Source organism: Brucella lupini, assembly GCF_002252535.1.
In the GTDB taxonomy this organism is placed as follows: Bacteria; Pseudomonadota; Alphaproteobacteria; order Rhizobiales; family Rhizobiaceae; genus Brucella; species Brucella anthropi.
In genome coordinates, this window is the sequence record NZ_NNRN01000031.1 from 120816 (window position 1) to 145586 (window position 24771).

Here is a 24771-nt window from a genome sequence, read left to right on the forward strand (position 1 = left end):
TTTAATCTTCCGCACTTTCCTCATCAAAGCCGAGCAGGTTCCACGACTGAACCATATGCGGCGGCAGTGGCGCGGTCACATCGATAGTACCGCCCGACGGGTTTGGAATACGAATACGGCGCGCATGAAGATGCAGACGTTTTTGTATACCGCCCGGGAATTCCCAATTCTGGTCAGCTTCAAAATACTTTGGATCACCGATGATAGGATGACCGATATAGGCCGCATGAACGCGCAACTGATGGGTTCTGCCGGTATAAGGCTCCATCTCCAGCCAGGTCAGATTGTTCCCTGCCTTCTCAATGATGCGATAATATGAGACAGCGTGATCGGAATCCGGCTCACCATGCTGGCAAACACGCATCTTGTCGCCATCCGGTGTCTGTTCCCTGACCAGCCAGGTGGAAATTTTGTCTTCGCGCTTGCGTGGAACGCCTTTGACCAAAGCCCAATAGGTCTTTTTGGTGTCGCGTTCACGGAAGGCGGTGGTCAACGCCTGCGCTGCGCCCCGCGTACGAGCAACGACAAGCACGCCCGATGTGTCACGGTCGATACGATGCACAAGACGCGGTTTTTCGCCCTTCTTGTTGCGCCATGCCTCCAGCATTCCATCAACATGACGCGATACGCCTGAACCGCCCTGCACGGCGAGACCTGCAGGCTTGTTGAAAACATACACTTTCGGGTCTTCATAAAGAAGCATCTGCGAAAGCACGTCGCCGTCCTGCTGACTGCGGATTGTGCGCGCCGTGACCGGGCCGACGGCCTTTTCATCGACGCCAAGAGGTGGAATACGAACAGTCTGTCCGGCCTGAATACGCGTATCTGCCTTGGCCCTTGAGCCGTCGATACGAACTTGCCCCGACCGCAGAAGCTTCTGCAGATGGCCGAAACCCAGCCCCGGATAATGGACCTTGAACCAGCGGTCGAGCCGCATGCCCGCCTCGCCTGTATCCACAATCTTCTGTTCAACGCCTGCCATGGAGAAACCCGATCAACTCTTGCTATTGCGGTGCGTACGCGCGCGCCGGTCATTAAGTCCTGTCAATAGACGCGAGTTCCGACGATTGCTAGGCGGAATTCCTGAAAACTGCAATTTGGCTGCTTTAGCCGAAACTGGTCCACCAATCCCTAAAGAATTCCATTTCGACTACTGAATCTTCACACTCGGTTACACACGTTCTTAATTTATGGTCGATCTTGACACCCAATCGCCACTTCTTGTCGTCATCAGATATTGATAGAACTAAGGGGCTATACCATTTAGTCCCGTGAAATAGAACGAGCGGGAGTGCGAAAGTGTCATTGCTCAAAATCTACTGGCGAGCCATGGAATACCTTGCGGTCGAAAAGACTGCAACGATTACCATGTGTGTCGCCAGCGTGCTGGTTGCCCTGGTCACACTTGCCGAACCTATTCTGTTCGGTCGGGTCATTCAGGCTATCTCCGATAAGGGCGACATCTTCTCGCCTCTTGCGATGTGGGCTGCGCTTGGCGGCTTCAACATCGTTGCTGCAGTCTTCGTGGCGCGCGGAGCCGACCGCCTCGCACACCGCCGTCGTCTGGGCGTGATGATCGATTCTTATGAGCGTCTCATCACTATGCCGCTTTCGTGGCACCAGAAGCGCGGTACATCCAACGCACTCCACACGCTGATCCGCGCAACAGACTCGCTTTTCACGCTCTGGCTCGAATTCATGCGCCAGCATCTGACGACCGTGGTTGCTCTGGCAACGCTCATTCCGGTTGCAATGAGCATGGATATGCGCATGTCGCTGGTGCTCATTGTGCTCGGTGTCATCTATGTGATGATTGGCCAGCTCGTCATGCGCAAGACCAAGGATGGTCAGACCGCTGTCGAAAAGCATCACCACAAGCTGTTCGAACATGTGAGCGATACGATCAGCAACGTCTCGGTTGTGCAGAGCTATAACCGCATCGCGTCGGAAACCCAATCTCTGCGTGATTATGCCAAGAACCTGGAGAAGGTACAGTTTCCTGTTCTCAATTGGTGGGCGCTGGCCAGCGGCCTGAACCGCATGGCATCGACCTTCTCAATGGTGGTGGTTCTCGTTCTCGGCGCTTACTTCGTTACCAAGGGCCAGATGCGCGTCGGCGATGTAATTGCCTTTATCGGCTTTGCACAGCTGATGATCGGTCGTCTCGACCAGATCAGCGCCTTCATCAACCAGACCGTTACGGCACGCGCCAAGCTTGAAGAGTTCTTTCAGATGGAAGATGCCACGGCTGATCGTCAGGAGCCCCAGAGCGTCTCAGACCTGAACGACGTCAAGGGCGACATCATTTTCGACAATGTAACCTTCGAGTTTCCGAACTCCGGCCAGGGCGTCTATGATGTATCGTTTGAAATCAAGCCGGGACAGACGGTGGCCATCGTCGGCCCAACCGGTGCAGGCAAGACGACGCTCATCAATCTGTTGCAGCGCGTCTTTGATCCGGCAGCTGGCCGCATCACGATCGACGGAACAGATACGCGTACCGTCAGCCGTCGTTCGCTGCGTCACGCCATCGCAACCGTCTTTCAGGATGCAGGCCTGTTCAATCGATCGGTCGAGGAGAATATTCGTGTCGGTCGCGAAAGCGCCACGCATGAGGAAGTGCATGCTGCAGCACGTGCCGCAGCAGCCCACGACTTCATTCTGGCCAAGAGCGATGGCTACGATACGGTTGTCGGCGAACGCGGCTCACAGCTTTCGGGCGGTGAACGTCAGCGCCTTGCGATTGCGCGCGCAATCCTGAAGGATTCGCCGATCCTCGTTCTGGATGAAGCCACCAGTGCGCTTGACGTTGAAACCGAAGAGAAGGTGAAGCAGGCGGTTGACGATCTCAGCCACAACCGCACGACCTTCATCATTGCTCACCGTCTTTCTACAGTCCGCTCCGCCGATCTGGTCCTTTTCATGGACAAGGGCCACCTGGTCGAAAGCGGCAGCTTCGATGAACTGGCCGCACGCGGCGGTCGCTTTACCGACCTTCTTCGTGCTGGCGGCCTCATGCTGGAGGACAAAGCGCCCAAAGCTGTCGAGGGTAGCAATGTGATGCCGTTCCCGTCCAAGGGCGCGGTGGGCTAAATCATAGAGCTTTCAAATGAAAAGCCCGCGATGATCTCATCGCGGGCTTTGTCTTCATGGCCTAAAATCTAAAACGGTACCTCGAAGCGGAGCCCATCATATCCCGGTTCGACATTGCCCGGTGTCTCACGCATGACGGTCTCGTAATCGAGTGGAACGTGCATATGCGTGAGAATGGCGCGCTTGGGCGCCAGCTTCTCGATCCATTCCAGCGCTTCGCCAAGCGAGAAATGGCTTGGATGTGGGCGGTATTGCAATGCATCGATGACGAGCACGTCGGCCCCGCCCAAATACTTGAGGCTTGTTTCAGGGAAAGCGCTCACATCGGTGCAATAAACAACATATCCGATACGAAAGCCGAGCGATTCAATATCGCCGTGCACCTGACTAAACGGCTCGAAGCGGATTGGGCCACCCGCTCCCGATATGGAAAACGGCGTCTCCGGAGCAATGTCGTGCATGCTGAGGATCGGCGGGTAGCTCGATCCGGCAGGTGTTTCGAAACAATAGCCAAATGCCTCGAAGAGCCGGTTCCGCGTCAATCGATTGGCATAGACATCCATGAGACGACGATTTTCAACGACATATGTGCGAAGATCGTCGACACCGTGAATATGGTCAGCATGCGGATGTGTATAAACAGCCGCATCGAGGCTGTGTGCGCCTGCATCAATCATCTGAGCACGGAAATCCGGCCCGGTATCGATCACAACTGTTGTGCTGTTACCTGTATCGTCAAATCGCTCAACCAATAGCGATGCGCGACGACGTTTGTTTCTCGGATTATTGGGATCGCAACTGCCCCAATCGCCATTGATACGCGGCACGCCGGGCGACGAACCACAGCCCAGAACCGTGAAACGCAGGCAATTTTTGGGGGGAGTCACGCTCAATCTTCCCCCCTTACAATGCCAGTGTAGGCCGAGGCATCTTGGAAAACAGCCTGAACACATTGTCGCTCGTGATACGCGCGACTTCGTCATTGCTCACGCCAATTGTCTCAGCCAGCACGGCCGCCGTATGCTGCACGAAAGACGGTTCGTTACGCTTGCCCCGGTGCGGCAACGGAGCAAGGAACGGCGCATCCGTTTCCACCAGCAGGCGGTCACGCGGAACGATGGTCGCTATTTCGCGGATCTCCGGTGAGTTCTTGAAAGTCAGAATCCCTGAGAAAGAAACATAACCGCCGAGCGCGATGCCCTTTTCAGCCAGAGCACGACCGGAAGAGAAGCAGTGCAGGATAAACGGAAAAGCGCCCTTCTCCGTCTCACGCTCCAGTATCTCGGCCATATCCTCATCCGCACTGCGGGCATGAATGACTAACGGCAACTGAGTCCGACGCGCCGCCTCGATGTGTACGAGGAAACCTTGGCGCTGCGCTTCCGGTGGGGCATAGTCGTAGTGATAATCGAGACCCGCCTCGCCTATGGCGACAACCTTCGGATGTTCCGAAAGACGCACGAGATCATCAGCCGTAATATCGAGTTCTTCATGCGCGTTGTTCGGATGGGTGCCGACCGAGCAATAAACGGAATCATAGGCTTCCGCGATCGCACGGATCGTATCGAATTTCTTCACCCTCGTGGAAATCGTCACCATGCGCCTAACTCCGGCATCCAGAGCGCGCTGAACAATATCATCACGCTCCGGTTCAAAGTCGGCAAAGTCGAGGTGACAATGACTGTCGACAAGCATCATCGAACTCAGTTCTGTTCTTCTGTTTCCACATAGCGCGGAAATACCGGCTGCGGGGCTGGCAGATCGGCCCCCCCGACAAGCTGGCTTGCCGTAACGTCAGAGAACTGACGCTTGTCGGCAGGAATTGCCAGTATGTCGAGAAGCTTTTCTGCCGACTGCGGAATGAACGGCTGCACCATAATGCCGACACGGCGAATGACTTCAGCTGTTACATAAAGGACAGTGCCCATGCGTGCAGGATCGGTCTTGCGCAGAGCCCAAGGCTCCTGCCCTGCGAAGTAACGATTGGCTTCCGCAACGACGGCGAAGATCGCGCCGAGCGCCAGATGCAGCGCTTGGTCGTCCATAGCTTTACGCGCCGTTTCCAGCGCCGCATCGGCCTGATCGAGAATGGCTTTATCCGCGTCGGAGAATTCACCCGGAACCGGAACCTTACCTTCGCAATTCTTGGCGATCATCGACAGCGAACGCTGCGCCAGATTACCGAGATCATTGGCCAGATCGGCATTGGTGCGGTTGACGATGGCGTCATGACTGTAGCTGCCGTCCTGACCGAATGGTACTTCACGCATCAGGAAATAGCGCAGCTGATCGAGCCCATAACGTTCAACGAGACCGAAGGGATCGATCACATTGCCAAGGGACTTCGACATTTTCTCGCCGCGGTTGAACAGGAAGCCATGTGCGAAAACCCGCTTCGGCAGCGGAATACCAGCAGACATCAGGAATGCAGGCCAATAGACAGCGTGAAAGCGCGAGATATCCTTGCCGATGATATGCGCATCGGCAGGCCAATAACCCCACTTTTCATCCGAAGTATCAGGATAGCCAAGAGCAGTAATGTAATTGGTCAGGGCGTCGACCCAGACATACATGACGTGTTTCTCGTCACCCGGCACCGGAATGCCCCAGTCGAATGTCGTACGCGAAATCGACAGGTCCTTCAGACCCGACTTTACGAAGCTCACGATCTCGTTGCGACGTTCCGCAGGCATGATGAAGCCCGGATTCTTCTCGTAAAGATCGAGCAATTTGTCCTGATAGGCTGAGAGACGGAAGAAATAGCTTTCTTCCTCAACCCATTCGACAGGAGTCCCTTGCGGACCGTAGCGCACACCATCCTCGCGGACTTCCGTTTCCTCTTCGCCGTAATAGGCTTCGTCACGCACGGAATACCAGCCGGCATATCCACCCTTGTAGATATCGCCATTGTCAACCATCGCTTTCCAGATAGCCTGACTCGCCTTGTAATGGCGCTCTTCCGAGGTGCGAATATAGTCGTCATTCGAGCTGTTCAGCACATCCGCCATCTGGCGGAACGCAGCCGTATTGCGATCTGCGAGCTCGCGCGGCGTAATGCCTTCCTTGCGCGCGCTCTGCAACATCTTGATGCCGTGTTCGTCCGTACCGGTCAGAAAGAAAACATCCTTGCCATTCAGGCGCTGAAAACGCGCCATTGCATCGGTCGCGATCAACTCATACGCGTGGCCGATGTGCGGCTTTCCGTTCGGATAAGCAATCGCGGTGGTGATGTAATATTTTTCGCGGCTCATTATGGACCCGGTCTTTCGAAGTTTGAAAGCGCGCCTGAATGATTAGCAGACACACGAGGAGAAAATTATCAGCGGTGACATAACGCATGTCAGCGGCCATGTCACGCAAGCGGAGGCTGACCGGAACGAAAAGCGCGATGCGTTTTTTCCAAAAGGATTACCACAGCTTGCCGGCGGTCGAGATTGTAGGTTTCAGCATCCACGGTCTCGCGTACGAGATCACTCCAGAAACGCGACCAGCGATCTGCATCACGCAGTTGCCCTGCCTCCGCACGACGACGAGCTTCGATTGCAACCTGCCCAAGCAGATGATCACGGAACAGCTCATATTGAACCTCCGACTCACGACCATTCAATATGCCGCCGAGCGCCTGCGCTTTCGGCAAATCGAAATTTTGTCCTTCGAGAAGGGAATCGACAGTGTCAGAGATTTCGATACCGCCATTCGCTACCAGCAGAAGTGCCTTACGCACACTGCCTTCCGATCGCTGGAGCAGTGTTTGCGTAACAGCATCAGCCTGCATTCCGACACCGGGACCGACATGTGTCAAGGCATCCGTCAACCCAGCATCGTCGAGTGGCTTGAAGCCGATGCTCTGGCAACGCGACCGGATTGTCGGGAGCAAGCGTCCCGCCGAATGGGAAATCAGGATAAAGAGCGCCCGTGCAGGAGGCTCTTCCAGGGTTTTCAGGAGTGCATTGGCGGCATTGCGGTTCATATCATCGGCAGGGTCGACAATAACGATGCGCCAAGCGTGGTCTGATGCCGTTCTGGTCAGAAAATGTGTAACCCGGCGGATTTCCTCCACAGGAATACCCGTTTTGAATTTCCCGGTCTTCTGATCGAATGGGCGATTAATATGCAGGACAGCGGGATGCATCCCGCCTGCAATCTGTCGCCAGAGCGGTCTTGCAAAATCCGGAACAGCAATATGCTCCGGCGCCTCGCTATTGTCGCCATGCGCCAGCATATGCCCTGCCAGGTGAAAAGCGAGCGTTGCCTTACCGATCCCCTGCGCACCTTCAAAGAGCAGCGCATGATGCATACGCCCCTCGCGATAGGCTTGCGCCAAAAAGTCACTAATCTCCCGGTGCCCGGCAACATAATCACTCGCAGAAGGCTCTGGTACACCCTCAATGGAATCGTGCGCTTTAGGGACGTCGAGTTCCTCAATCACAACAACCCCCTTTCCTTCAAAGCACTATCAACCTCTTTTGCGACATCACTTGCAATCTGGTCTTGCAGGCGATCAGCATCGATCACCTTGCAGCGTTCAGGTTCCGCCTCGGCGATTGCGAGAAAGGCTTGCCGTCGTGCCTCGTGCACCGCAATATCTTCCTTCTCGAACCGGTCCGCCGTCTCGCTACCGCGCCGTTTTCCAGCACGAGACAAACCCTTCTCTGCGGGAATATCGAGGATGATCGTCATGTCAGGCATGGCGCCATCGATCGCAATGCGCTCCACCGCCGCCATATAGGTTCTGTCGAGATTGCCGGTAACACCTTGATACGCACGACTTGAGTCGATGAAACGGTCACAGAGGACCACCCGCCCCTCATTCAGCGCCGGGCGGATAAGCTGGTCCACATGGTCTGCTCTTGCCGCCGCGAACAGAAGCGCCTCCATCGCTGCGCCGTAGTTCTCCGCATTGCCGCTCAATATGACATGGCGAATTGCTTCCGCACCAGGAGAACCACCCGGTTCTCGCGTGGTGACCGGATCGAAGCCGTTTGCCCGCAAATGCTTGGCCAGCAACGCAATTTGCGTTGATTTGCCCGCTCCTTCGCCGCCTTCGAATGTGATGAACAATCCCGACAAACCAACTTCCAAATGTTTGAATCGATGTCCGAATGGACTTCTATGAAAGTTATTATCGGCCTTTGGCTATCAGGTCGAGCCTGGAATACGCGTAGCACAGGTTAAAGATATTTCCGCAGCCAGCCAGTGGAAAGCTCCATTGCCGCACCCAATGCGCGCTTCGAAAGGCTCCCCTCTTCTACAGATTGCGCTGTAAAAACAGGAACATCGCGAAGAATACTACCATTAAGCTCCAGCCGAAGAACGCCGACCTGCTGGTTGTCGGCAACAGGTGCATCGAGTGGACCCTTATAGACAATACGCGCTTTCAGCTTGTCGCGACCGTCCTTGGGCAGCAACAGCTCGACGCGATCCTTGACCTTCAACGGCACGTGCGTGAGCGCACCACCGAAAACTTGCGCCTCACCCACGATTTCGTCCGCCGGATAAAGCTGCACATCATCAAATGCCGTCATCCCCCATTGCAGGAGACGCTTTGCTTCTTCTTCACGCTCCTTGATGCTGGCAAGGCCGCTCATCGCCAGATAAAGCCTGCGACCGTTCTGTTCCGCCGACCCGACCAGCGCAAAGCCCGACGCTTCCGTAAAGCCTGTTCCCATGCCGTCAGCCCCGACATCAAGCCGTAACAACGGATTGCGGTTGCGCTGCATGATGTTGTTCCAGGTGAAGGCCGGTTGAGCATAGTACTTATAGTATTCAGGATGGGCGGTTCGGATATGTCGCGCCAATCTGACCAAATCCTGCAGCGAAACAACCTGCCCTTCAGCAGGCAAACCTGTCGAGTTTACGAATTTGGAGCCGGTCAAGCCTAGCTCCTTCGCACGGTCATTCATGCGGTCTGCGAAAGCCTGCTCGCTGCCTGCCAGTCCTTCTGCCAGTACGATAGCTCCGTCATTCGCTGACTGAACAATCATTCCTTGCAAAAGATCAGCGACGGTCGGCGTCGACTTGATACGCGCGAACATCGTTGACGTCCCCGAGGGTGCACCTCCGGTTCTCCATGCATTTTCGCTGACTGTGTATGGTGTACCGAGTGTCGTGGCACCCTGTTCGAGCGCTTCAAATACCACTTCCGCAGTCATCAGCTTGGCAAGAGACGCAGGAGGAATCGGAACATTGGCATTCTTGGAAAGAAGCACAGTTCCGCTCCGGTCATCGACGAGCAAGACCTGCGGAGCTTTTGTAACGAATGCAGTTTCGACAGGTGCCGCCAAGCTAGTAACCGGCATGGCAACAGCCAGCGAAACGCCGACAGTGACGGCACGAGCAAACACCAGTGTTTTTGAAATCAGCCCCATGCAAATCCCGTTACGTGAGCAATGTGATAGAGCTTACGCAACGAATCCGACCAAAATCAATATGCCAGTGTTTATCACCGTATCGTGAGCGATCAATCGAGACGCACCACAAACGCATTTTCTGCGCCTGCCTTCCAGGCAGCACGCAGCAGAGCATCATTTCCACCCTTCTCGGCCACGGCTGTCAACTCGTACAACTCACTGATTTCGGTCGGAATCTTCGTGAGCGTAAATCTGATTGAGCCTGGCAATGAAGCCTGAACCTGCTTGGCCTCTTCAAGCGTCTTGAATGTGCCAATCTCAACATATTCGCCGTGTTCCTCGGCTTCACGACGCTTCCAGGCGCTTGAGATCGCATCCTTGGTCAGGATGCTGCCATAGGCGCGCTCTTTGGCATAGGCCGTTGCTGCAAGCCGGTCAGACGCATAGCCCGCGAGACCGCTGACACCGGCAGCATTAGCCACTCCGAAGCTTGAGCCGGGGCGCTGCGACGGTACCGGTACATTTGCCGGTAACATTGGAGCTGCTCCACCCGACGGATCGCTATAAGCAGGATCGACTGCAAACGGTGAGTTTTCAGGTATAGGCGTGGACACCGGAACCGCGTCCATTACAGGCATCGGAACGCGTGACTTCGGTGAGGTCGGCGTCGGCCCGTTCATTGCCATCATGACGCCAGTTGCGGGCTGGCCGATCGCATCGCCACCTGCCGGACGGTACGACGCCATCAGAAATGCATCATCATTGCCGTTCAACGGAGCTCTTCCGACATATTCGACCTTCACATTCGCTGTACCGTGATGCTGATAATCAAGCATTTCGGCAGCTTTCTGGGAAAGATCGATCACGCGATCATATTCGTATGGACCACGGTCGTTCACACGCACGATCACCGAACTGCCATTGGCAAGATTGGTCACGCGGGCATAGCTCGGCAACGGCATCGTTGGATGCGCTGCGGTCAGATGCGTCATGTCATAGACTTCACCATTGGCAGTCAGACGACCATGGAAAGCTTCGCCATACCAGGAGGCATGGCCGACCTTGACGTATTTCTTGTCTTCTTTGGGATAATACCAGCGCCCCTTAACTTTGTATGGCTGACCGGTCTGATCGCGCCCGCCACCACGTGGTAGAGGCTTTCCTTTCGAAAAGGCTACGCGTGGGCTGGCTTTCACGCCATATTTGGATTCGGCGAAATATTCCTTCGAGCGCTTTGTCTTCGATTTCGGCTGCGGTGCCGATGCACAACCCGCCAAGGCAACAGCAATGGCCATAAACGACAACAGAACGACAGAACCGCGCTTATCGCGCAGCTTCACTGCCTTGCCGTTGACCGAATGTTTCAGCCCTCGTTTCGAATCCATACGCCACACGCCCGTTACTCAACAACGCAACCGGAAACGCTGGTCACGCCTTTTAGAATTTAGTGATGTCACCGATTCATTGACGGATCATTAAAGCTTTTGAAATTCCGCGTATTTTGAGTCGCATTGAACGGCACGGGCTCAACGCGGACGCGCCATGAATGTCCTGACTTGTGGAACAATCGCTCATTCGAAACGTTGAATTTTCAACAGGAAGGAGAACAAAAATGTTGAGAGCAATGATCCTTTGGCTGATGGGGGTTCCACTCGTTGTCGTGCTGCTTATCTGGTATTTTTTCTTTTAAATGTGGAACGTTCAGACCCTTCAATCGTTATTCATACGGCTCTTATGACCTCCGAGCCAGTCACCTAACGTCATGGATTAGGCCCGCTCCAACAAGGCGGGTCTTTTTTTGCGTGATCAACATCACCGCCTCAATTTTGAATCTGGCATGTAAACATTGATTGCTTTGCGCAGCAGACGAAAATGGGCAGGTGTCCAGGTTGACAGTTCACCATCTGTGTTTACGGCACGCGGCTTCTTGGTGCGCACAATAACTTCGGTCGTCGGGAAAGCCCGTACATCATCCCATTTGGAATGGGTACCGCGACGCAAGCTTGGAAGCAGGCGCAAAAGCTTCCACCAGTGATCGACTTCCAGACTATAGAAATCCAGCTTACCGTCATCCACTGTCGCATCCTTTTCGACAGCCATACCGCCGCCGTAGAATTTTCCATTCCCGACAGAGACTTGCAACGTACGGATTTTCTCTGTCATGCCGTCATGTTCCAGATAGACTGTGAAAAGCTCGGAGCGCATGAGGATGCGCGCTGCGACAATCGCATAACCGAGCTTCCCCCATTTCTTCTTCGCCGCGGAACTCAGTTGCTGCGCCAATTCAGCACTGAAACCGATACTTGCGACATTGAAATAAAGGTGACCGTTCACCTCACCCAGATCGATGGGCTGCACCTCGTAGGATGCAAGGCGACGCGCTGCCTCAACTGGATCGGCAGGAATGCCAATGGTTCGGGCAAAATCGTTTGCGGTTCCCAGCGGAAGGATTGCAAGCGGCAATCCGGTTTCCATCAATCCTTTGGCCGCAGCGTTCAGCGAACCGTCGCCACCACCGACAATAACCAGATCGCAATCTCTTTCACGAAGGATCACATCTGAAATTGTTTCATCGTCCTGCGGATTTCGTTCTATGAGCTGGAGGCCACCGCGTTCCAATGCTGCACGAATATCCGCGCCGTATCCCCTGCCATTTCGGGCATGTGGGTTTACGATAAGTAGTGCTCGGCGCTTTGTGGTCTTACCCATGGACTTCCTGTCATCTGCAACAGCCTGCAAATCTGGCTGCATGGTTGGGAGCGTTACCTGCAGATGGCCTCTCAATCTTGGATATCAATGGAATGGTTCATGAAAAATTTGTCACGGTACTGTAGTGTTTCGTGAGGTCATGAGACCGCATGTAGTGACAAGGCCGACCTGTCGACAAAACAGTTTGACGAGACCAGAAAGAGAACATAGTTTGGCAAAACCAACTGTAAAACTTTCTAAAGCGGCCTCGTCGAATTTGTCGCTAATCGACTGAAATACATTACAGTTTGCGGGTATGATGTAATGGTAGCCTGTCAGCTTCCCAAGCTGAACGCGCGGGTTCGATTCCCGCTACCCGCTCCAACATAATCGCTCGCACAAGTGTCAGAGACTAGCGAACATTTTCTCCGGTTTTTGGATCGACCTTCACCTCCACCTTGGCGCCAGCCTTGGTGACATATTCGATCTCGTAATAACCACGATCATTCCAGTCGACTTCATCAATGAAAGCAGTATCCGCATTCTGTTCGATTTTCGCGATTATTTCCGAAAGTTTGGTGCCTTCCGGTGGCGGAGCGGCATAGGCCGCAGCAACAGACAGACCGAGAAACAAAGTCGTAACAGCAAGACGCATGGTTATCTCCTTTAGCTATCCTAAAAGAGTAGGACTTCAGGCGTCTTCTTCAAGGCTAATGAGCATTACTTTATGATGGGGCTTATCGAACCGGTGAAGGTTTGATCTATCATCGCAGAGAGTTTAGGCTCTGCTCCAGACAAGATGACGACGATCGCTAGCATCAATATCAAAGGCGCAGCAAGAATGCCGCTCCTTACAGCCGGTTCGAGAATGCGCCGGGTTTTCTTGCTTCGCGTGGATTGCTGATCTCTCATGCAACTAACAGTAGTCGAGCAGACTTAATCGCCTATTAAATAATGTAGTTAATGCGTTATTAGCGCCCAACTACCGCTTAGTTTCCCTTGTTGCCGCGATATATATTGACCCCTAGCTCACGAATTTTCTTGCGCAGCGTGTTCCGATTTAATCCCAGAAGATCTGCCGCCTTGATTTGATTTCCACGTGTTGCCGTAAGACAGGCAAGGATCAAGGGATATTCCAGTTCCGCCAGAACCCGATGATAGAGACCTGGAGGCGGCAGGTCGGCACCGAATGACGCGAAGTAACGCTGCATATTCTGCTCGACAGCCTGCGATATGGAAATGTTCTCCATATCGCCACCACCGGCGGGAACGATATCCGGCTTGGCCAACTCAGACTTCAATTCGGTTTCGATGATCTCCGGCGATATTTCCTCTTGCGGATAAAGCGCCGCCAGTCTTCGCACGAGATTTTCCAGCTCACGCACATTTCCAGGCCATGGGTACCGGCGCATCATTTCCAGGCCAGCAGTGCTGATACGTTTTTCGGGCAGACCTTCTTCGGCAGCCCGCTTGAAAAAATGGCGCACGAGATCCGCCACATCCTCGCTGCGCTCGCGAAGCGGCGGCAAGCGCAGAGGCACGACATTCAGCCGATAATAAAGGTCTTCGCGGAAAAGTCCTTGTGCAATCAACTGCCGCAAATCCTTGTTGGTTGCTGCAACGATGCGCACATCGGTCTTGATCGGCGTGCGTCCGCCGACTGTCATATATTCGCCCTGTTGCAGCACACGCAAAAGTCGGGTTTGTGCTTCCATCGGCATATCACCGATTTCGTCGAGAAACAGTGTTCCACCATTCGCCTGCTCGAAGCGACCGCTCGAGCGGTTTTGTGCGCCGGTAAAAGCGCCCTTCTCGTGCCCGAACAACTCAGACTCAATCAGGTCGCGTGGGATTGCCGCCATATTGATCGCAACAAACGGTCCTTTTCGACGGCGTCCATATTCGTGCAGGGCGCTCGCAACCAGTTCCTTGCCCGTACCGGATTCACCCGTAACCATCACGGTCAAGTCCGTCTGCATCATGCGCGCCAGCACCCGGTATATTTCCTGCATCGCAGGCGAACGGCCCACCAGCGGCATGTTATCTGCTTGCTCATCCGATAGAGCGGCAATGGGCTTGTGTTTTGGTTCAGACAGCGCACGACCGACGATATTAATGAGTTCCGTCAAATCGAATGGCTTCGGCAGATATTCGTAGGCTCCCGCCTCGGATGCCCTAATTGCCGTCATGAATGTGTTCTGCGCGCTCATCACCAGAACCGGCAGGTCGGGACGCATCTTCTTGATGCGCGGCAGAAGATCAAAGGCATTCTCGTCCGGCATATTGACGTCTGTAATGACCAGATCACCATCACCTGCAGCCACCCATCGCCAGAGCGAGGCAGCATTGGAAGTTACGCGCACATCGTAGCCTGCTCGCGACAATGCCTGGTTCAGCACGGTCCGAATGGCTGCATCGTCATCCGCCACCAATATGGTTCCCGTCGGACGTCCTGCGATCATGCGTTATCTCCAGTATTTCCAGCTGCCAGTTCAGTATTTTTCCATGCGGGCATCAGAACGCGGAAAGTCGTTCGCGAAGGATGGCTGTCACATTCGATAATGCCACCATGATCGCCAATGATCTTCGCAACGAGTGCCAATCCCAGCCCCGAGCCATTGGTCTTCGTGGTCACGAACGGATCGAACAAATGCGGCAGCATATCCTGCGGCACACCTGGACCATTATCATGCACACAGAATTCGAGAGGCAGCGCCACCCTGTCCCGTGCGCCCGGCACCTGTAGACGAATGCCTGGACGATAAGCCGTGGACAGGACAATCTCGCCGCCCTCACGATCGCCTATGGCTTCCGAGGCATTCTTCAGGAGATTGAGAAAGATCTGCACGAGCTGGTCACGATTGGCGAAAACCGGCGGGAGAGAAGGATCATAATCTTCCACAAAGCGGATCTTCCGTGCGAACCCGTTCTTCGCAATCGCCTTCACATGATCCAGAACCGCGTGAATGTTGACCGCAGAGCGCTCGATGGGGCGCTCGTCCGAGAAAACTTCCATGCGGTCAACCAGTGAAACAATCCGATCCGTTTCGTCGGTAATGAGGCGCGCAAGCGCTCGATCTTCATCGCTGACAACCTGCTCCAGCAATTGTGCCGCACCGCGGATACCGGATAAAGGGTTTTTGATTTCATGGGCCAGCATTGAGGCAAGCCCGGTCACGGACCGCGCAGCACCTCGATGCGTCATCTGGCGGTCTATCTTTTCAGCCATCGTCTTTTCCTTGAAGAGGATGACCACAGCTCCCGGCAGCTCCGCTACAGGCGCTACGTAAACATCAACGATGCGCTCTGCCCCAAGACGCGGCGACGAGACATCGACGCGATATTCGTTCACCGGCATCTGACTGGTGCGAACCTGATCGACGAGTGCCAGAAGCGGGCTGCCGAAGGGCAGAAAGGATTCCAGCCGGTTGCGCGCCAGAATGGACGAGCCGGAACGAAAGAACTGTTCCGCGTCCAGATTGGCATAGGCGATATAATTCTCGGCGCTAACCATAATAACCGGTTGGCTGATCGCATCGAGTACAACAGACGGAATACCGTTCGTTTCGGTTCTCTCGCGCATCAGGCAACCTCTTTGAGCGCGGTTTCAGGAACTTCGCGCATGAATATACGACGCAAGGCATCGATGACGGCTTTCCGGTCAGTCAGGGTCATGACTTCTGCTTTCTCGATTGGCGTACATGCAGCGCCAGCATGACGATCAAGATACCAGCCGAGATGTTTGCGCGAATGACGGATGCCCGTCGTACTTCCATAATGCTCGAGCATATCTTCGTAGTGCTTTATAATATAATCAAGAATTTCACTTCGTGACTGTGGGGCAAGATCGCTTCCAGCAATTGCACCGGCCAGCCATGGTTGTCCATAAGAGGCACGCCCAACCATCACGGCATCCGCTCCGGAACGGCGTAAAATTTCCTCCGCATCAGGTCGACACGCCACGTCTCCGTTGGCAATCAGAGGAATCCCGACTGCATCCCGGACGGCGTGAATTGCATTCCAGTCCGCTTTACCTTCATAGAACTGACAACGCGTGCGCCCATGGACAGTCACCATGGCAATACCGGCTCCTTCAGCGCGCCTTGCAAGTTCAGGCGCGTTGACGCTTTTCTCGTCCCATCCCAGCCGCATCTTGAGTGTGACCGGAACGCGGACCGCATTAACCGTGGCCTCGACGAGGGTCATTGCGTGATCGAGATCGCGCATCAGCGCAGATCCCGAATAACCGCCCGTCACTTTCTTGGCCGGACACCCCATATTGATATCGATGATATCAGCGCCTTCACCTTCGGCGATCCTGGCCGCCTCGCCCATCCAGTGTGCTTCTCGTCCCGCGAGCTGCACGACATGCGTTCCAAGCCCTTCACCCGAAAGACGCAGAAGGCTTTCCTTGTGACGGTTACAGAGTTCGGCGCTGGCGACCATTTCAGACACGACCATGCCAGCGCCAGCCTCTGCGGCACGCCTGCGGAACGGAAGGTCCGAAACGCCAGACATCGGCGCGAGGAAAACGCGATTGGCAAGGGCCACATCGCCAATGGTCAAAGGTTGATCGAGAAAACTCACCAATAAATGCCTATTTGATGTGCATAGTGCAATTAGCACATACATTAATCAGTCTCAATTTTCAACGCAAGGAAAAGCGCGCGCAAAATCACGATAAATCAATTGCCGTCTGGCATTTATCTGCACAAGGCATTATTCGGCTTGAAAAGGCAAATTTGAACAGATGCAACCTTTGGCAGAGGCGACAACCATTTCAAAGATAGCAGCAGTCATTGTGGCAGCTGGCCGCGGAGAGCGAGCCGGGCAGAGCATCGAAGGGCCGAAACAATACCGGCGCATCGGTGGCGAAGCCGTACTTGCCCGCACTTTGCGCGCTTTTATCGACTGCCCGCTGGTTGATAGCATCGTTGTCGTCATTCATCCAGACGACCATGTGCTTTACGAACGCGCCCTCCCGGAAAACTGCGGCACCATTCTCGTCGTGAATGGCGGCGCTACCCGGCAGGAATCAACGCGCCTTGGTCTCCTCGCATTGCGAGATTATGCACCGCAATATGTCATGATCCATGATGGTGTGAGACCGTTTGTCAGTCAGGATTTACTGAAGCGTATCGTCGAAAATCTCGCGCCTGATGAAGGCGTTCTACCGGCTCTGGCAGTTTCGGACACTCTCAAACAGTCAGCCACAGACGGAACAGTAAAAACGACGGTGCCTCGCGTTGGTCTTTTTGCTGCACAGACCCCCCAAGCATTTCCCTATACGCCAATCCTTGATGCACATGAAAAGGCCTTCGCGATCAGTCGCTCTGATTTCACGGATGATGCTGCCATTGCCGAATGGCAAAGTATCGCTGTCCGCATCATCGAAGGATCGGCGGACAATACCAAGCTTACCTGGGCAAAGGATATCGAAATGGCTGACAAACGCCTGCGGCAAGACCACGTCTCGTTTCCCGACATTCGTACTGGCAATGGTTATGACGTCCATTCCTTTGAACCCGGCGATCATGTGACGCTGTGCGGTGTGAAAATTCCCCACGAAGCGAAACTCAATGGCCATTCAGACGCCGATGTTGGACTTCATGCGCTGACCGACGCCCTGCTTGCGACGCGAGGAGCGGGTGATATCGGCACGCATTTCCCGCCTTCCGACCCACAATGGAAAGGCGCTGCTTCCCGCATCTTTATCGAACATGCTGCCAGTATCGTGCGTGAAGCTGGCGGTCGTATCGCCAATGTCGACGTGACCTTTATCAGCGAAGCACCGAAGATCGGCCCACATCGTGCAGCAATGACGGAAGCTCTTTGCGACATGCTGGGAATTGCCGCCGATCGCGTTTCCATTAAAGCCACAACCAACGAAAAACTTGGCTTCGTCGGACGCCGTGAAGGTATCGCTGCCATTGCAACGGCAACCGTCATCTATCCCGGCGAGGTTCCCGAATGAGCGCGCTCATCGCAGAAGACAAAGCTATTGCCGTGCTGGAAGCCTGCCGCAAGGCCAGTGTAATGATCGCGATGGCCGAGTCTTGCACAGGCGGGCTTATAGCTGGATCTCTGACCGACATCGCCGGTTCGTCCGATGTCGTGGATCGCGGCTTCGTTACTTATTCCAACGAAGCGAAAGCCGAAATGATCGGTGTTCCGATGGAATTGATCAATCGCGTTGGCGCTGTCTCGAAAGAAGTGGCGCTTTCCATGGCTGAAGGGGCACTTTCTCGCTCCCGCGCCGGTGTAACGGTGGCGGTTACGGGCGTTGCGGGGCCAGGCGGCGGTTCCGATGAAAAACCTGTCGGTCTCGTGCACATCGCATCGGCGCGAAAAGGCCACCCGCCCCTTCATCGCGAATACCATTTCGGTCCAAAAACCAGAGCCGAAATTCGCCACGCAACGGTTCTCGCCGCACTGGACCTCGTTCTGGAAAACCTTCGATAGTCTGAAGCATATACTTTTATCTGTCGCGCCCTATCCTTGTCTTTGATCAGACAAGGAGAACATGGCGATGCGTTTCGATGGTAAGGTGGCAATCGTTACAGGTGGGGCGAGCGGTATCGGTGAAGCGACTGTTCGGGCTTTTGTTCGCGAGGGAGCGAATGTCGTTATCGCGGATTATTCGGAGCATGGCCAGCAACTGGCCAGCGAGCTTGCAAGCGGCACCGAACGGGCAATATTCGTCAAAACCGATGTAACCGATACGAAAGCCGTGCAGGCGTTGATTGCAAAAACCGTCGAAACTTATGGTCGCCTCGACATCATGTTCGCCAATGCAGGCATCGCCGCAGATGGCCCGATAGACGAGCTGGATGAAACTGCCTGGCAGAAAACCATCGATATCAACCTTACCGGTGTCTATCTTTGCGATAAATACGCGATTGACCAGATGCGCTCACAGGGCGGCGGAGTGATCGTGAATTGCGGCTCCATTCACAGTCATGTCGGGAAATCAGGCGTCACCGCCTATGCGGCTGCAAAGGGCGGCGTAAAACTTCTGACGCAGACACTTGCCATTGATTACGGTGCGCAAAACATCCGGGTGAATGCGGTTTGTCCCGGCTATATCGATACGCCGCTTCTCAAGGATATACCCGACGACAAGAAACAGGCTCTAGTAGCCCTGCATCCTATAGGTCGTCTCGGTCGCGCCGAAGAAGTAGCCAGCGTCGTGCTTTTTCTGGCAAGCGACGAATCTTCCTTCGTCACGGGAGCATCCATACTGGTCGATGGCGGCTATACGGCGCAGTAAAAGCACATCCTGAAAAGTGTGAAACGGTTTTCAGATAAGATGTGCGTGAAAAGAAAAAATGAGAGCCCCGGAAAACCAGGGCTTTTCTCAGGTTAGTCCGTATATCTGATCGGCCCGCTTCTCAAACGCTTCGGAAAATTTTTTGAAAGCGAGATCGAACATCGTTCCCATGAGAAGACCGAGGGTACGGCTCTTGAACTCATAATCGATGAAAAATTCGACATCGCACTCACTTCCGTCTCCCACCGGCTTGAAGGTCCAGCGGTTGTCGAGATAGCGAAACGGCCCGTCGAGATATTTTACATCAATGACGTTTTCCTCGGGCTTCAGCAGCACCTGACTGGTGAATGTCTCACGGATAAGCTTGTAACCAACGGTCATGTCGGCAATGAGAAGAGACTTTCCGTCACGCTCCTTGCGGGAGCGAACAGACAAGGCCTCGCACATTGGCAGAAACTGCGGATATTTCTCGACATCCGCAACGAGACCGAACATTTGCTCTGCCCGGTGATGTACCCGCCTGACGGTCGTAAACTGCGGCATTTCCTGTCTTAGGCCCGTGCAGCGATCTGCGCCTCACGCGCGGCTCTCAGCTTCGCGAAATCATCGCCAGCGTGATGCGATGAACGCGTCAGCGGACTGGATGCAACCAGCAGGAAGCCCTTCGTCCGACCAATCGTCTCGAACGACTTGAATTCGTCGGGTGTCACGAAGCGAATGACAGGATGATGCTTGCGGGTCGGCTGAAGATATTGGCCGATGGTCATAAAATCCACATCAGCCGAACGCAGATCGTCCATCAACTGAAGGATTTCGTTCCGCTCTTCGCCAAGACCGACCATGATACCGGACTTGGTGAAAATGGTTGGGTCCAGTTCCTTGACGCGCTGCAGCAGACGGATCGAATGGAAATAACGAGCGCCAGGACGAACCTTCAGATAACGCGACGGCACAGTTTCCAGATTGTGGTTGAACACGTCGGGACGGGCTTTCACCACGACTTCGAGAGCGCCTTCCTTGCGCAGGAAATCCGGTGTCAGGATTTCAATCGTGGTAGCAGGAGTAGCTTCGCGGATGGCCTGAATGACCTCAGCAAAATGCTGCGCACCACCATCGGCAAGATCGTCGCGATCCACCGATGTAATAACCACATGCGTCAAGCCCATCTGCTTGACGGCCTTGGCAACATTCTCGGGTTCGTTCGGATCGAGCGCAGTCGGGATACCGGTCGAGACGTTACAGAAAGCACAGGCACGCGTGCAGATCTCGCCCATGATCATGAAGGTCGCGTGCTTCTTTTCCCAGCACTCGCCGATGTTCGGGCAACCTGCCTCTTCGCAAACCGTGACCAGCTTGTTTGAGCGAACGATATCGCGCGTTTCGCTGTAGCCGCGTGAGACAGGAGCCTTGACACGAATCCAATCGGGCTTCTTCAGGACAACATTGTCCGGACGATGCGCCTTCTCTGGATGCCGCTCACGCTTGCCTTGGTTCACCAGATCGAGAACTGTAACCATGCTTTTTCCTGCCTATCCGAAGCATTTTCATGAATGGACCTGAAATGCTCCCAAATTCGGTTCGGTCCTAATCCCTGCCCTCAACCCTGTCAACTTGAGCGATTTGCTACTCATCGCCGCGCCGCCAGTCCAAGAGCCCGGAAAACTAATGCCCATATCAGGCCAAATACCAAGCCTGCAGTGCCGAGCGCCAATGTGAGCACCCAGACACCATACCAACCGGTTATGGCCACTCCGTTGACCGATATGGTGTTGCCGCCAAGAACACTCAAGGTGCCGGCTGCAAAGCCCAGCACCAGTCCTCCAACAGTACACCACTTAATGATCGGCCAGGCGGCACGCCGCCATGGCCCTCCGTTCTCGATCAGCGGAATGAGCGTCCCTCCGTATTATGCGTTCAGCACACGACCATACGCATCCAGAACGCTTTCCTTCATCATCTCGGAAAGGGTCGGGTGCGGGAAGACCGAATGCATCAGCTCTTCCTCAGTCGTTTCAAGGTTCATGGCGATCACGAAACCCTGGATAAGTTCAGTCACTTCCGCACCGACCATATGAGCACCAAGCAGCTGTCCCGTCTTCTTGTCGAAGATGGTCTTAACCAGTCCCTGATCTTCACCGAGCGCAATCGCCTTGCCATTTGCAGCAAACGAATAGCGACCAACGCGGATATCGTAGCCCTTTTCCTTGGCCTTTGCTTCGGTCAGACCAACGGAAGCGACCTGCGGATTACAATAGGTGCAGCCTGGAATCATGTTCTTTTCGAGCGGATGAACATTCGGAAGGCCTGCAATCTTCTCGATGCAGATAACGCCTTCATGCTCGGCCTTGTGTGCTAGCATTGGCGGACCGGCAACGTCGCCGATAGCATAGATGCCAGCAACGTTGGTCTTGCCATATCCATCAATGACGACGCATCCACGGTCTGTTTTCACACCGAGTGCTTCAAGGCCAAGATTTTCGATATTACCCTGAACGCCAACTGCCGAGATCATACGGTCCACGGTCAACGACTGCGTCTTGCCGTCCTTGGTCTCGATATGGGCGGTCACATTATTTGCACCCTTCTCGACCTTGGTAACCTTGGCATCGGTAATGATCTTCAGGCCACGCTTTTCAAGCTGTTTGCGCGCGAGTGCGGAAATCTCCGCATCTTCAACCGGCATGATCTGCGGCATCAATTCCACGACCGTCACGTCAACGCCCATGTCATTGTAGAAAGAGGCAAACTCGATACCAATCGCACCCGACCCCATAACCAGCATGGACTTCGGCAGTTCCTGCGGAACCATTGCTTCGAAATAGGTCCAGATCAGCTTGCCATCCGGCTCAATGCCCGGCAAAGAACGCGGACGTGCGCCAGTGGCGACGATAACGTGCTTCGCCTTGTAGGTGCCCTCCCCCAGAACGCCCTTCGGAACAGGGTTCTGCGGTTGCATCGGCTGCTTTGACGACTTGCCGACCGAAATCTCAACCGGATTGTTGCCCGAAGCAGCCTTTACAAGCTTTGCCTCGCCCCAGATCACGTCGATCTTGTTCTTCTTCATCAGGAAGCCGACGCCGCCGTTAAGACGTGCGGACACACCGCGCGACCGCTGTACCACAGCCGTCACATCAGGTGTGATCGTTCCTTCCAGCTTCAGGCCGTAATCCTTGGCGTGTTCGCCAAAATGCAGGATTTCAGCCGAGCGCAAAAGCGCCTTGGTCGGAATACAGCCCCAGTTGAGGCAAATGCCACCCAGATGTTCACGCTCAACGATAGCCGTCTTCAGGCCAAGCTGCGCAGCGCGGATTGCGGTAACATAACCACCCGGGCCCGAGCCGATAACAATAACGTCGTAAATGTCGGCCATATTGTCCTGCCTTTGCTCAGTTCACTTCTCGGGTGAGCAGCACCCAGTCGTGTCTTTTGTCCTGCCCAATGCGTTCTATCGCTTCGAGCCGCTCAATTTCCTTGAAACCATGGGCGCCGTAAAGGGAAAGCGCCACATCGTTGTGGCTTTCGGTTATCAGGCTGATTGCCGGATTACCGTTCCGGTACGCCAGGTCGATCTCGTTGGCGACGAGTGCACGGCCAATACCTTTGCCGCGAAACTCCCGATAAACGCCAACACTATCTATAAAACGGTTGCCAATGACCTTGCGCTGCATCGCGATCAGCTGATCCGTAACCGGATGTTTTTCGGGCAGATCGTTGATACTTTCGTCCACAGTGAAGCCGATGGAAAGCCCAGCAATATCGTCGGCCCATTCGGCTATGGTCGCGCTCTGCCAGCCTTCGCTCCCGTCAGCGCGCATATATTGCCGACCGCGTTCCATGGCCGTTTCGGTTCGCCCGTCAAGAACGGCCCCGTACCAGAGCCATGACGCAAAACCGTGCGAAGAGATATCGACAAGAATGGCGATCTCTGCGGCTTCACGGCGTTCAGCCGGGCGTAGGTTCGGTTGTCCAGCCATTCAAAAACCTCAGGCGTCGAGTTCAGCAGAACGCGACGCCCTTGAAGTTGATCAATCAGACCAGCATACCCATCGGGTTTTCGATGTGACGCTTGAAGGCCTGTGCAAGTTCAGCAGCCAACGCGCCGTCGACGGCACGATGATCGGTTGAAAGGGTTACAGACATAACGGTCGCAACCTTGATTTCACCGTTCTTGACCACTGCACGCTGTTCACCTGCGCCGATTGCGAAAATGGTCGCATGCGGCGGATTGATGATCGCGGCAAAGTCCTTCACGCCAAACATGCCAAGGTTGGACACGGAGGTCGAACCGCCCTGATATTCTTCAGGCTTCAGCTTGCGATCACGCGCACGCTTGGCAAGGTCCTTCATCTCATTGGAGATAGCGGACAGCGTCTTCGAGTCCGACTGACGCACGATTGGTGTAATCAGACCGCCCGGAATGGAGACTGCAACGCCGACATCAGCACGCTTGTGCTTGACCATACCGCCTTCAGTCCAGGAGACATTGGCTTCAGGAATGTCACGCAGTGCAAGAGCAACAGCCTTGATCACCAGATCGTTGACAGAAAGCTTGTAGGCCGGAACCTCACCCTTTTCAGTCTTGATCATCGGCGCAGCTGCATTGATCTGCGAACGCAGAGCCAGAAGTGCATCCAGTTCGCAATCAATCGTCAGATAGAAATGCGGAACAGTCTGCTTCGATTCCACCAGACGGCGGGCAATGGTTTTGCGCATACCATCGTGAGGAACGATCTCGTAGGTGCCTTCCTCAAAGAGCTTGAGAACGGTTTCATCCGACATCGGCTTCGGTGCGGCAGCTTCCGCCTTCGGCGCAGCAGCCTTGGCACCACCGGAAGCCAGAGCAGCTTCCACATCGCGCTGAACGACACGGCCGTGCGGACCGGTACCCTTCACAGCGGCGATATCGACACCGGATTCCTTGGCGATACGGCGTGCAAGCGGCGACGCAAACACACGGTCACCCTTATTCGTAGCAGCGGGCTGCTCTGCCTTGGCTGGTGCAGGCACCGCTGCAGGAGCTGCGGCTGGCTTCGGCTCTTCCTTGGGAGCCTCGACCTTAGCTTCTGTCTTCGGAGCAGAAGCCGCGCCCTTTGCTGCAGCCGCCACGTCCTCGCCTTCTTCGGCGAGGATAGCGATCAGCGCATTGACCTTGACGCCTTCGGAGCCAGCGGGAACCACGAGCTTGGCAATCGTGCCCTCGTCCACAGCTTCCACTTCCATCGTGGCCTTGTCGGTCTCGATTTCAGCAATAACATCGCCAGGAGCGATCTTGTCGCCTTCCTTGACCAGCCATTTCGACAGGTTGCCTTCTTCCATCGTCGGAGAAAGCGCTGGCATGGTGATATTGATCGGCATGTCCAGACCCTTTCG

General features: G+C 54.7%; 23 protein-coding genes and 1 tRNA gene. 5 read left to right on the plus strand and 19 right to left on the minus strand.

Features of this window, described 5'->3' with window-relative positions; translation table 11 throughout:
* Position 1: 1 nt before the first annotated feature.
* Complete coding sequence (locus tag CES86_RS04265) at positions 2-982, minus strand: RluA family pseudouridine synthase (protein ID WP_010660030.1); 981 nt, start codon at positions 980-982, stop codon at positions 2-4.
* 317 nt (positions 983-1299) lie between these two features.
* On the opposite strand from CES86_RS04265, the gene CES86_RS04270 reads away from it, so the two are divergent.
* On the plus strand, positions 1300-3093 hold the full coding sequence (locus tag CES86_RS04270) for a glucan ABC transporter ATP-binding protein/ permease (protein WP_010660029.1): 1794 nt from the start codon (positions 1300-1302) through the stop codon (positions 3091-3093).
* Between the two features lie 68 nt (positions 3094-3161).
* Here CES86_RS04270 and CES86_RS04275 read toward each other — a convergent pair whose 3' ends face one another.
* From CES86_RS04275 to CES86_RS04310, 8 genes are all read right to left on the minus strand, one after another.
* The gene (locus CES86_RS04275) at positions 3162-3980 is read right to left on the minus strand and encodes an MBL fold metallo-hydrolase (RefSeq protein ID WP_029924733.1); all 819 of its coding nucleotides are present in this window, start codon (positions 3978-3980) and stop codon (positions 3162-3164) included.
* Between the two features lie 16 nt (positions 3981-3996).
* Entirely contained in the window at positions 3997-4788 is a 792-nt protein-coding gene (locus CES86_RS04280; protein ID WP_010660027.1) for a TatD family hydrolase, read from the minus strand.
* A gap of 8 nt (positions 4789-4796) precedes the next feature.
* On the minus strand, positions 4797-6344 hold the full coding sequence (gene metG / locus CES86_RS04285) for a methionine--tRNA ligase (RefSeq protein ID WP_010660026.1): 1548 nt from the start codon (positions 6342-6344) through the stop codon (positions 4797-4799).
* A 101-nt stretch (positions 6345-6445) separates the two neighbouring features.
* The gene (locus tag CES86_RS04290; RefSeq protein ID WP_029924731.1) at positions 6446-7522 is read right to left on the minus strand and encodes a DNA polymerase III subunit delta'; all 1077 of its coding nucleotides are present in this window, start codon (positions 7520-7522) and stop codon (positions 6446-6448) included.
* Positions 7519-8163, minus strand: a complete 645-nt coding sequence (tmk, locus tag CES86_RS04295; protein WP_029924729.1) for a dTMP kinase — start codon at positions 8161-8163, stop codon at positions 7519-7521. The genes CES86_RS04290 and tmk overlap by 4 nt, the downstream gene beginning before the upstream one ends.
* A 101-nt stretch (positions 8164-8264) precedes the next feature.
* Positions 8265-9461 (minus strand): D-alanyl-D-alanine carboxypeptidase family protein, encoded by a 1197-nt coding sequence (locus CES86_RS04300; RefSeq protein ID WP_029924726.1) that lies wholly within the window; start codon positions 9459-9461, stop codon positions 8265-8267.
* A 92-nt stretch (positions 9462-9553) separates the two neighbouring features.
* Positions 9554-10828, minus strand: a complete 1275-nt coding sequence (locus CES86_RS04305; RefSeq protein ID WP_029924724.1) for a septal ring lytic transglycosylase RlpA family protein — start codon at positions 10826-10828, stop codon at positions 9554-9556.
* Positions 10829-11255: 427 nt separating this feature from the next.
* The gene (locus tag CES86_RS04310) at positions 11256-12152 is read right to left on the minus strand and encodes a lipid kinase (RefSeq protein ID WP_029924721.1); all 897 of its coding nucleotides are present in this window, start codon (positions 12150-12152) and stop codon (positions 11256-11258) included.
* A gap of 289 nt (positions 12153-12441) precedes the next feature.
* On the opposite strand from CES86_RS04310, the gene CES86_RS04315 reads away from it, so the two are divergent.
* A tRNA-Gly gene (locus tag CES86_RS04315) sits at positions 12442-12515 on the plus strand.
* 28 nt (positions 12516-12543) lie between these two features.
* Here the strand turns inward: CES86_RS04315 and CES86_RS04320 are convergent.
* The 4 genes from CES86_RS04320 to dusB all read right to left on the minus strand — a co-directional run bounded on the left by CES86_RS04320 (position 12544) and on the right by dusB (position 16718).
* Positions 12544-12786 (minus strand): PepSY domain-containing protein, encoded by a 243-nt coding sequence (locus tag CES86_RS04320; RefSeq protein WP_029924719.1) that lies wholly within the window; start codon positions 12784-12786, stop codon positions 12544-12546.
* A gap of 334 nt (positions 12787-13120) precedes the next feature.
* The gene (gene ntrC / locus CES86_RS04330) at positions 13121-14593 is read right to left on the minus strand and encodes a nitrogen regulation protein NR(I) (RefSeq protein WP_029924717.1); all 1473 of its coding nucleotides are present in this window, start codon (positions 14591-14593) and stop codon (positions 13121-13123) included.
* The gene (locus tag CES86_RS04335) at positions 14590-15714 is read right to left on the minus strand and encodes a two-component system sensor histidine kinase NtrB (RefSeq protein WP_010660018.1); all 1125 of its coding nucleotides are present in this window, start codon (positions 15712-15714) and stop codon (positions 14590-14592) included. The genes ntrC and CES86_RS04335 overlap by 4 nt, the downstream gene beginning before the upstream one ends.
* On the minus strand, positions 15714-16718 hold the full coding sequence (gene dusB, locus CES86_RS04340) for a tRNA dihydrouridine synthase DusB (RefSeq protein WP_181834056.1): 1005 nt from the start codon (positions 16716-16718) through the stop codon (positions 15714-15716). The genes CES86_RS04335 and dusB overlap by 1 nt, the downstream gene beginning before the upstream one ends.
* A 163-nt stretch (positions 16719-16881) precedes the next feature.
* Between dusB and CES86_RS04345 the strand changes: the two genes are divergently transcribed.
* The 3 genes from CES86_RS04345 (at position 16882) to CES86_RS04355 (ending at position 19401) form a co-directional block, all read left to right on the plus strand.
* Positions 16882-18105, plus strand: a complete 1224-nt coding sequence (locus tag CES86_RS04345; protein WP_036586704.1) for a bifunctional 2-C-methyl-D-erythritol 4-phosphate cytidylyltransferase/2-C-methyl-D-erythritol 2,4-cyclodiphosphate synthase — start codon at positions 16882-16884, stop codon at positions 18103-18105.
* Positions 18102-18593 carry a CinA family protein gene (locus CES86_RS04350; RefSeq protein WP_029924711.1) on the plus strand — a complete coding sequence of 164 codons (492 nt, stop codon included), beginning with the start codon at positions 18102-18104 and terminating at the stop codon, positions 18591-18593. Before CES86_RS04345 ends, CES86_RS04350 begins: the two co-directional genes overlap by 4 nt.
* Before the next feature lie 67 nt (positions 18594-18660).
* Positions 18661-19401, plus strand: a complete 741-nt coding sequence (locus tag CES86_RS04355) for an SDR family NAD(P)-dependent oxidoreductase (RefSeq protein ID WP_029924709.1) — start codon at positions 18661-18663, stop codon at positions 19399-19401.
* 87 nt (positions 19402-19488) lie between these two features.
* Here CES86_RS04355 and CES86_RS04360 read toward each other — a convergent pair whose 3' ends face one another.
* The 6 genes from CES86_RS04360 to CES86_RS04385 all read right to left on the minus strand — a co-directional run bounded on the left by CES86_RS04360 (position 19489) and on the right by CES86_RS04385 (position 24756).
* Positions 19489-19944, minus strand: a complete 456-nt coding sequence (locus CES86_RS04360) for a type II toxin-antitoxin system RatA family toxin (RefSeq protein WP_029924707.1) — start codon at positions 19942-19944, stop codon at positions 19489-19491.
* Between the two features lie 8 nt (positions 19945-19952).
* Positions 19953-20918: a lipoyl synthase gene (gene lipA / locus CES86_RS04365; RefSeq protein ID WP_010660012.1), complete on the minus strand. Its 966-nt coding sequence runs from the start codon at positions 20916-20918 to the stop codon at positions 19953-19955.
* Positions 20919-21028: 110 nt separating this feature from the next.
* Positions 21029-21214, minus strand: coding sequence for a hypothetical protein (locus CES86_RS04370; protein WP_036578910.1), 186 nt, complete (start codon positions 21212-21214; stop codon positions 21029-21031).
* A gap of 93 nt (positions 21215-21307) precedes the next feature.
* Positions 21308-22771: a dihydrolipoyl dehydrogenase gene (lpdA, locus tag CES86_RS04375; RefSeq protein WP_036586703.1), complete on the minus strand. Its 1464-nt coding sequence runs from the start codon at positions 22769-22771 to the stop codon at positions 21308-21310.
* Between the two features lie 16 nt (positions 22772-22787).
* A complete protein-coding gene (locus CES86_RS04380) occupies positions 22788-23375 on the minus strand; it encodes a GNAT family N-acetyltransferase (protein WP_010660009.1) in 588 nt (195 codons plus the stop codon).
* Between the two features lie 55 nt (positions 23376-23430).
* Complete coding sequence (locus CES86_RS04385; protein ID WP_029924702.1) at positions 23431-24756, minus strand: pyruvate dehydrogenase complex dihydrolipoamide acetyltransferase; 1326 nt, start codon at positions 24754-24756, stop codon at positions 23431-23433.
* Between the last annotated feature and the right edge of the window lie 15 nt (positions 24757-24771).